The following is an 8,290-nucleotide window of genomic DNA, read 5'->3' on the forward strand; positions in this document are numbered from 1 at the left end:
CCTGTGTCGCGCCAAATGATTATTGGAGGTAACCCTCTACATATAGTGGGCGGTTGAGTTAACTGCATACCCAGTATTATTTTAAATAAGCAAATCAACTATGTAATTGTGACGTTAACATTATTGGAATGTTTTTTTTCCAATGTGTCAATGTTAAGCCGAGGCATGGTTTTAAATGCGGGAGCGTTAGCGATAGGGGCGATGAAGAGTTTGAAAACGCATTCCATTACACCATCGTTCCGATTTTATCTGACCGTCTCATCGATATTTATAGTTTTATTCGGGATCTCTATTGTTGGCGTTACACAGTTGAGAAATTATCAGTATTCAGACAGCGACTCGATCGACCCGAAAATTAATTTTTCCGGTACTGGCCATAATGTAATGACCCTTATTATCGATCGCTGGATCGGGATTGAGGGCACAATAGCGGTTTCAAGTTATCCTAAATTGGGATGGAAATTATGGAAACAGGCATGGAAAGAAAAGTATTCAAATCAGGGAACCAGTTTTTATGACCTGGAAATCGCTTCATCCGGTTATGCACAAATGGATTTTTCCAAACACCACTTCATTTCACTGCCTGGGATTTTAGCCTTTTGCTACTATCCGGGATCTTTAGTCTTTTTATTTATTACCATGTTTTTAGCTGCATCATTTGCTGCGGCCATTGAAATATCGATTTATAATCTAAGCCAGTCAAATTTAATTTTAGCGGCGTTATTTGCGCAGGTTGTGGCTTCAAGGTTCACCCATTTTGGATATGCGCCTGGACGAAGCTACTTGCTTTTTGGTGTTATTTTCATTAATATTTCGATTATTTACATCTTGAATAAATATTTTACGTTATGGTATCGGAACGAGATCTAGGTGGAAATGAACATTCTGATCATCACACATTACTTCTGGCCGGAAAGTTATCGCATCAACGATCTTGCTGTTTCTCTGATTCAATGCGGGCATCAGGTAACGGTCATAACCAACATCCCCAACTATCCCGATGGATATTTTTTTAAGGGCTACGGGATTTTTAAAAAAAATGTTGAAATCTACAATGGTGTCAGGATCATTCGGGTGCCGCTGATCCCCAGGGGCAAACAGGGCGCCTTGCGTCTTGCCCTCAGTTATTTGTCGTCGGCCTTTTCTGCGAGCGGGATCGTACTGTTTCTGGTCAAAAATCGTTTCGATCTGGTGTTCGTCTTTCAGCCGTCGCCGGTGACCACTGGTCTGCCGGCAATGCTGATGAAAAAGCTGTGCCGTATCCCGATTTTTTTGTGGGTCCAGGACGTCTGGCCGGAAACGCTGTCCGCCACCGGCATGGTTAAATCCAAAACGATTCTAAAAACGGTTGAATATCTGGTTAAAATTATTTATCGAGGATGTGACAGACTTCTGATTCAGTCCGAAGCCTTTGAACCCTGCCTGAAGCGATTGGGGGTGCCGGCAGACCGGATACGCTATTTCCCGAACAGTGCGGAGGCCTTATATGCCCCTATGGAAATAGAAAGTGATGCGCCCGAGCGGTCGACCATGCCGGATGGCTTTCGCATCATGTTCGCCGGTAACATCGGCAAGGCCCAGGACTTTCCGACGATCTTAACAGCAGCCGAACGTCTGAAAAAACATAAAGATATTCATTGGATAATTCTCGGCGACGGCAGCATGCGCGCCTGGGTCGAGGACGAAATAAAGAGCCGGGGGCTGGAGGTGACCGTACATCTGTTGGGCCGGCATCCGGTAACGACCATGCCGCGGTTCTTTTCGCTGGCTGATGTGCTGTTGGTTACCCTTAAAAAGGAAAAAATTTTTTCACTGACGATTCCGTCAAAAGTCCAGTCCTACCTGGCATGCGCCAAACCGATTCTGGCAGCCATCGATGGCGAAGGCGCCCGGATCATAGAGGAATCAGGCGGCGGAATGGCTGTTCCGGCCGGGGATGCACGTGCGCTGGCAAAAAAAGTCTTGACGATGTATCAACTGCCGAAAACAGAATTGACGAAAATGGGCAAGCGCGGGGAAAAATATTTTTGTGGGCATTTTAATCGAGATGTCTTGCTGGATAAATTAAATATCTGGATCACAGAAGGCGCAGCAAAATGAAGATACTGATATTGGGAGGAAACGGTATGTTGGGGCATCAACTATTCAAATACCTTTCACCAAACCATAACGTTCGTGTGACACTTAGACAACCCATTGAATATTATAATAAATATAAAATTTTCAGCATAGAGAACGCTTATGCCGGAATCGACATTCGGTCGAACGATACAGTCAAGGGTGTACTTACCGATTTTCGCCCGGATGCCGTGGTAAATGCGATCGGCATCGTCAAGCAGAGAGAAATCGCAAAGAAGCCCATTCCCAGCATTGAAATCAATGCCCTTTTTCCGCATAAGTTGGCCATTATCTGCGAACGGCTCGGTATTCGTCTGATCCATATGAGCACGGATTGTGTCTTCTCGGGCACAAAGGGGAATTACCGTGAAGAAGATCTCCCCGACCCGAACGATCTATACGGCCGAACAAAGTTGTTGGGGGAACTGCAGCAGGAAAATACCCTGACATTGCGATCGTCGATCATCGGTCGGGAATTAACGGAAAAAAAGAATCTACTTGAGTGGTTTCTTTCGCAAAAAAGCAAGATAAACGGGTACAAAAAAGCTATTTTTTCCGGATTCACCACCCTTGAAATGAGCCGCATCATCGAAAATCTACTGCTAAACTTTCCCGCAGCAACCGGCTTATATCATGTTTCCAGTTATCCGATCAACAAATACGATCTGCTGGTTTTGCTGAGAGACAAATTTAATTTCAAGCTTGAAATTGATGCCGATGACACTTACGAATGTAATCGCAGCCTCGATTCGACCCGGTTCCGGCGGGAATTTTCCTATGTTTCGCCAACATGGGAGGCGATGATCGACGAACTGATCCTTAACCTATAGAGGAGTCAACATGTTATTTGAAGGTAAAAAAATTTTAGTAACCGGCGGTACCGGTTCAATGGGAAGAACATTTGTTCATCGTGCCCTGAAGGGGGAACTGGGGACTCCGAAAAAAGTGATTGTCTTTTCGAGAGACGAGACCAAGCAGCACCAGATGAGAATGGATTATCTGTATCTCCATGCAGCCACGGATGAGGTTATCTACCGCAATTTTATGAATGTGCTGGAATTTCGCATCGGTGATGTCCGGAATTTTGCCGATGTATGTGCTGCGATCAAGGATGTTAATATTGTCGTCAATGCCGCCGCCATGAAACAGGTACCGGCCTGTGAATATTTTCCGGAACAGGCGGTTTTAACAAATTGTATGGGGCCCGCCAATATTGTACGGGCGATCCATGAAAACGATTATCCCATAGAAACCCTAGTTTCCATCAGTACCGACAAGGCATGTAAACCGGTGAATGTCATGGGGATGACCAAATCGATCCAAGAACGGATTTTTACGTCGGCAAATATCCTGAATCCGAATACGCGCTTTGTTTGTGTGCGGTACGGCAACGTGCTGGCATCACGGGGATCGGTGATTCCTCTATTTCACGACCAGATCAAAAAGGGCGGACCGGTAACGGTGACCGTTCCTGAAATGACCCGTTTTCTCCAAAGTCTGGACCAAGCGGTGGATACCGTATTTGCAGCCCTGCGAGAGGCACGCCCGGGGGAAACTTATATACCGAAAGCCCCCTCGGCCACCGTCATGAACATCGCTAAAGCCCTGGTTGGAAAACGCAAGATCGACATTCAGGTAACCGGAATCCGTCCCGGTGAAAAAATGCACGAAATTCTGATTTCGGAAGAGGAAATCCATCACACTGTCCAGCGCAGGGACTACTATGCTATTTTACCCATGCTGCCGGAATTGCGGGACCCAGAAGAGCAGGAACCCATTTCGATGAAAAAAGAATATAGCTCGGCTGACAACGTTATCGATATTGAAGAAACTGCCATTTTATTGAAAAACAACGGTTTGCTTCCAGGCGACTGAAATTTTAATATTTAGTCCGATCGACTGTAGTGCGTTTGATATAATTGGAAGACAACACAAGAGGATTTTAATATGCCCATCAAAGTCATGACCATGGTCGGAACGCGGCCCGAAGTGATCAAACTTAGCAAGGTGATCCATGCGCTTGACCGGCATACGGAACACATCTTGGTTCATACCGGCCAAAATTATGACTTTGAACTTAATGAGATATTTTTCAAACAGCTGGACATCAGAAAACCCGACTATTTCCTTGATGCGGCCGGCAAAACAGCTGCACAGACCATTGGCAATGTAATCGCAAAATCTGAAGAGGTGATAGTTAAAGTGCAGCCGGATGCGTTTTTATTATTAGGTGATACCAACAGCTGTCTTTCCGTGATAGCCGCCAAGCGATATAAAATTCCAATTTTTCATATGGAAGCAGGCAACAGGTGTTTCGACCAAAGGGTTCCGGAAGAAATCAATCGCAAAATCGTCGATCATGTAAGTGACATCAATCTGGTCTATACCGAACATGCCAGACGTTATCTGCTGGCCGAAGGTATTCGACCGGAAACAATTATTAAAACCGGTTCGCCCATGAAAGAAGTGCTGGACTACTATCTGCCCCAGATCGAAGATTCAAAGATCCTTGAAACATTACAACTGAAAACCCGAAATTATTTTATTGTAAGCGCTCATCGTGAAGAAAATATCGATAACGGAAAAAATTTTCTCGACCTGATTCATTCTTTAAATGCGATCGAAAACACTTATCAAATACCGATTATCGTATCGACGCATCCCCGAACGCAAAAAAGAATAGAAAAGCTGGGGAGTTCCGAAATAGATAATCATATTCAATTTTTAAAGCCATTGGGTTTCTTTGAATATGTTAAACTTCAGATCAACGCTAAATGTGTGATTTCCGACAGCGGCACCATTACCGAAGAATCATCGATATTGAACTTTCCCGCCGTAACTATTCGTCAGGCCCACGAGCGTCCCGAGGGCATGGATGAAGGCACGCTCATCATGTGCGGCCTCAAGGCTGCGCAGGTCATTGACGCCATCAATATCGTCACGGCGCAGCACGACAAAAATAAACGTCGATTCAAATTGGTGTCCGATTACAATGTCGACAATGTTTCTCTAAAAGTGCTGCGAATCATCATGAGTTATACGGATTATATCAACCGGACAGTATGGCATAAATAGATGCGCTTGTCGTTATTCAAAGCGGGCGTCCAGAAACATTTCGATGCCATTGCACCATCCCGAAGGACCTGGAAACAAAAAAACCGCTATTACCACGCGTCGCAGGAAAAATACCTGCGTTTTCTCATCCCGCCCGGGAAAAAGGTACTCGATTTGGGCTGCGGTACGGGTGAACTCCTGAATGCCGTGGAACCCGCCTACGGAGTCGGCATCGACATCAGCTCCGCAATGATTCAACAGGCCGCCGATGCTTTTCCGCATCTGCATTTCATTCATGCCGATGGAGAAAACGCCCGGGCCTGGGATATCGCTGAACGGTTTGACTTTATCATCATCTCCGACACCCTGGGGCTGCTCGAAGACATCCAGGCCACCCTGCAGGGATTGCATCCCTTTTGCGACGCATCCACCCGCGTTATCATCGGTTATTACAATTTCATGTGGGAACCCGTCCTCAAACTGGCCGAAATGCTGGGCCGGAAAACGCCCCAGCCGGAACAGAACTGACTTTCGGCGGACGACATCGAAAACCTGCTGGATCTGTCCGGCTTTGAAACCGTTAAACGGGTCCAGCGCCTGATGCTTCCCATAAAAATTCCCGTCCTGTCCGGCATAAGCGACTACCTTGAGACCTTTCCCTTTATCAACAAGCTGTGTTTGTGCAACTATCTGGTGGCAAGACCCACCGGAAGAATAACGGTTGAAGACGTCCTGTCGGTCAGCGTGATAATTCCCTGCCGGAACGAGCGGGGCAATATCGAAGCGGCCGTCAATCGAATCCCCCATATGGGAAAGCACACCGAAATCATATTCGTGGACGGCCATTCCGAAGACGGCACTCCCGAAGAAATCAGACGTGTCATTGCCGCCCATCCGGATAAAGACATCAAGTTTTTCGTCCAAGATAAAACCGGCAAGGGCGATGCCGTCCGTAAAGGCTTCACAAAGGCGAGCGGCGACATTCTAATGATCCTCGATGCCGACCTGACGGTGGCGCCGGAAGATCTGCCCAAATTCTACGATGCGGTTGCTTCCCAAAAGGGTGAGCTGATCAATGGCTGTCGGCTGGTATATCCCCTTGAACAACAGGCCATGCGCCTGCTGAATATGCTGGGGAACAAGTTTTTCAGTATGGCATTTACCTGGCTGCTAAATCAACGCATCAAAGACACCCTCTGCGGCACCAAGGTGCTGTCCCGTGAAAATTACTTTCATATTATGGAAAACCGTTCTTTTTTCGGCGAATTCGATCCATTCGGCGATTTCGACCTCCTGTTCGGCGCATCGAAAATGAACCTGAAAATTCTTGAAGTTCCCATCCGATATCATGCTCGTGCCTATGGGGAAACGCAAATCAGTCGATTTCGCCATGGCTGGCTCTTATTAAAAATGACCTTTTTTGCCTTTAAAAAATTTAAGGTAATATAACCCGTGTCCCGACAGATTCTTTATCAGCAACGGTTTTTTGACAAAACTCTTCGGGTACTCGAACATGGTGGTCGAATTTTACTGATCCTTTGAGAGTATGGCTCTCAAATTTCCAAATTATCGACACGAAAGAAAGTTAAAATCTTGAGAATGTCCCCATTTTCCTTATATTATTTATTTACCCATTACGCCTATAAAAAACATTGATTTCCCCTGGATGGAGTTGTACAATTAACTTGTACAAAAAGGGGGTGACAAAAATATGGAAAAAATAGGTATCAGTACGCTGAGAGAAAATCTGTCAATATTTCTGAAAAAAGTTCAGAAAGGGCAGATTATTACAATTACTTCACGCGGTCATGAAATGGCGAGACTTGTCCCTGTGGAAGATAAAATGGAGAAGTCAAGAGAATTTTTGCGGAAGCTGGGCAAGAATGCCACTATTGGTGATATCCTATCCCCAATTGATGAAGAGTGGAAGGCTATGAAATGATTGTTGTAGATACCCACATAATTATTTGGAATGCTTTGAAGCCAGAGATGCTCTCCGAAAAAGCAGAAGAAGCCATTTCAGCAGCCAACAATTCGGATGGAATAATATTTTGTGAAATCTCGCTGTGGGAAATAGCAATGCTGATGCACAAAGGAAGACTCCGTATAGATATCGAATATCTGAAATTCATAAAACTGATATTAGAATCCAACAAATACGTTTTTCGGGGAATTACGCCGGAAATAGCGGAACTTTCCACGGATTTGTTTTCGGACAATAACAAGGATCCCGCTGATAGAATCATCGCTGCAACTTCAATCATCGAAAATGCCAAACTGGTTACTGTTGATAAGAAATTAAGACAATCCATAAAAGTTGCTACTATCTGGTAAACAGAAACTTATACACTTATGTCCCCCATTATTCGAAACATCACACGAAAGAAAGTTTAAAAGTTGAGAATGTCCCCATTATAAGCGTTTCAAAAAAAATAAAAAATATGAATAGTAAAAATACCGTCTGCCATAACGGCAACGTAAACCGTTCGCTCAGGGAAAGACTGGCCCGGCAAAAGAGTGCTGTGTTCTGGTTTACCGGCCTTTCCGGGTCAGGCAAGTCAACCATTGCCCACGCTGTAGAGGAGAGGCTATACAAAGCTGGATATTTGACTTATGTCTTCGACGGTGATAACGTGCGTCGTGGCCTGTGCGGGGACCTGAATTTCTCGCCTGAAGATCGTTCAGAGAACCTCCGACGCATCGGAGAAATGGTAAAGCTCTTCCTTGATGCCGGCATCGTATGTTTGACAGCCTTTATTTCCCCAACCAGAAAAAACCGCCGGCGCATCCGGAGTTTAATTGGCGAGACTGATTTCTATGAAATATATGTAAGATGTCCGGTGGAAGTCTGCGAAGAGAGGGATGTAAAAGGGCTGTATAAAAAGGCCCGTCAAGGGCTGATCAAGAACTATACGGGCATCTCCTCACCTTATGAGGAGCCCGAGAATGCGGATTTGGTGCTGAAAACGAACGAGAATACTTTGGAAGATTGCGTAAGGATTGTACTCGATTTTATACTGCCAAAAATTTCTAAGTAGTTGGTCAATGCCATTAACTTAAGCGCGTAAAATAAATCTTAAACATATAATATTATTAACAAAATAGTTGATTTATTGGT

The 8,290-nt window shown here is 45.1% G+C and carries 10 protein-coding genes; all 10 read left to right on the top strand.

The window, feature by feature from the left end:
- The first annotated feature begins 165 nt into the window (after positions 1-165).
- Positions 166-870 (top strand): hypothetical protein, encoded by a 705-nt coding sequence (locus P1P89_20915; protein ID MDF1593976.1) that lies wholly within the window; start codon positions 166-168, stop codon positions 868-870.
- 6 nt (positions 871-876) lie between these two features.
- Complete coding sequence (locus tag P1P89_20920; GenBank protein MDF1593977.1) at positions 877-2,100, top strand: glycosyltransferase family 4 protein; 1,224 nt, start codon at positions 877-879, stop codon at positions 2,098-2,100.
- Complete coding sequence (locus P1P89_20925; protein ID MDF1593978.1) at positions 2,097-2,948, top strand: SDR family oxidoreductase; 852 nt, start codon at positions 2,097-2,099, stop codon at positions 2,946-2,948. Before P1P89_20920 ends, P1P89_20925 begins: the two co-directional genes overlap by 4 nt.
- Before the next feature lie 10 nt (positions 2,949-2,958).
- Positions 2,959-3,993, top strand: coding sequence for a polysaccharide biosynthesis protein (locus tag P1P89_20930; protein ID MDF1593979.1), 1,035 nt, complete (start codon positions 2,959-2,961; stop codon positions 3,991-3,993).
- Between the two features lie 72 nt (positions 3,994-4,065).
- Positions 4,066-5,193 carry a UDP-N-acetylglucosamine 2-epimerase (non-hydrolyzing) gene (wecB, locus tag P1P89_20935; GenBank protein ID MDF1593980.1) on the top strand — a complete coding sequence of 376 codons (1,128 nt, stop codon included), beginning with the start codon at positions 4,066-4,068 and terminating at the stop codon, positions 5,191-5,193.
- Positions 5,194-5,700, top strand: a complete 507-nt coding sequence (locus tag P1P89_20940; protein MDF1593981.1) for a class I SAM-dependent methyltransferase — start codon at positions 5,194-5,196, stop codon at positions 5,698-5,700.
- A 72-nt stretch (positions 5,701-5,772) separates the two neighbouring features.
- The gene (locus tag P1P89_20945; protein ID MDF1593982.1) at positions 5,773-6,621 is read left to right on the top strand and encodes a glycosyltransferase family 2 protein; all 849 of its coding nucleotides are present in this window, start codon (positions 5,773-5,775) and stop codon (positions 6,619-6,621) included.
- Positions 6,622-6,883: 262 nt separating this feature from the next.
- A complete protein-coding gene (locus P1P89_20950) occupies positions 6,884-7,114 on the top strand; it encodes a type II toxin-antitoxin system prevent-host-death family antitoxin (GenBank protein MDF1593983.1) in 231 nt (76 codons plus the stop codon).
- Positions 7,111-7,506, top strand: a complete 396-nt coding sequence (locus tag P1P89_20955) for a type II toxin-antitoxin system VapC family toxin (GenBank protein MDF1593984.1) — start codon at positions 7,111-7,113, stop codon at positions 7,504-7,506. Before P1P89_20950 ends, P1P89_20955 begins: the two co-directional genes overlap by 4 nt.
- A gap of 107 nt (positions 7,507-7,613) precedes the next feature.
- Positions 7,614-8,210: an adenylyl-sulfate kinase gene (cysC, locus tag P1P89_20960; protein ID MDF1593985.1), complete on the top strand. Its 597-nt coding sequence runs from the start codon at positions 7,614-7,616 to the stop codon at positions 8,208-8,210.
- Positions 8,211-8,290 lie beyond the last annotated feature (80 nt).

The organism is Desulfobacterales bacterium, assembly GCA_029211065.1.
In the GTDB taxonomy this organism is placed as follows: domain Bacteria; phylum Desulfobacterota; class Desulfobacteria; order Desulfobacterales; family JARGFK01; genus JARGFK01.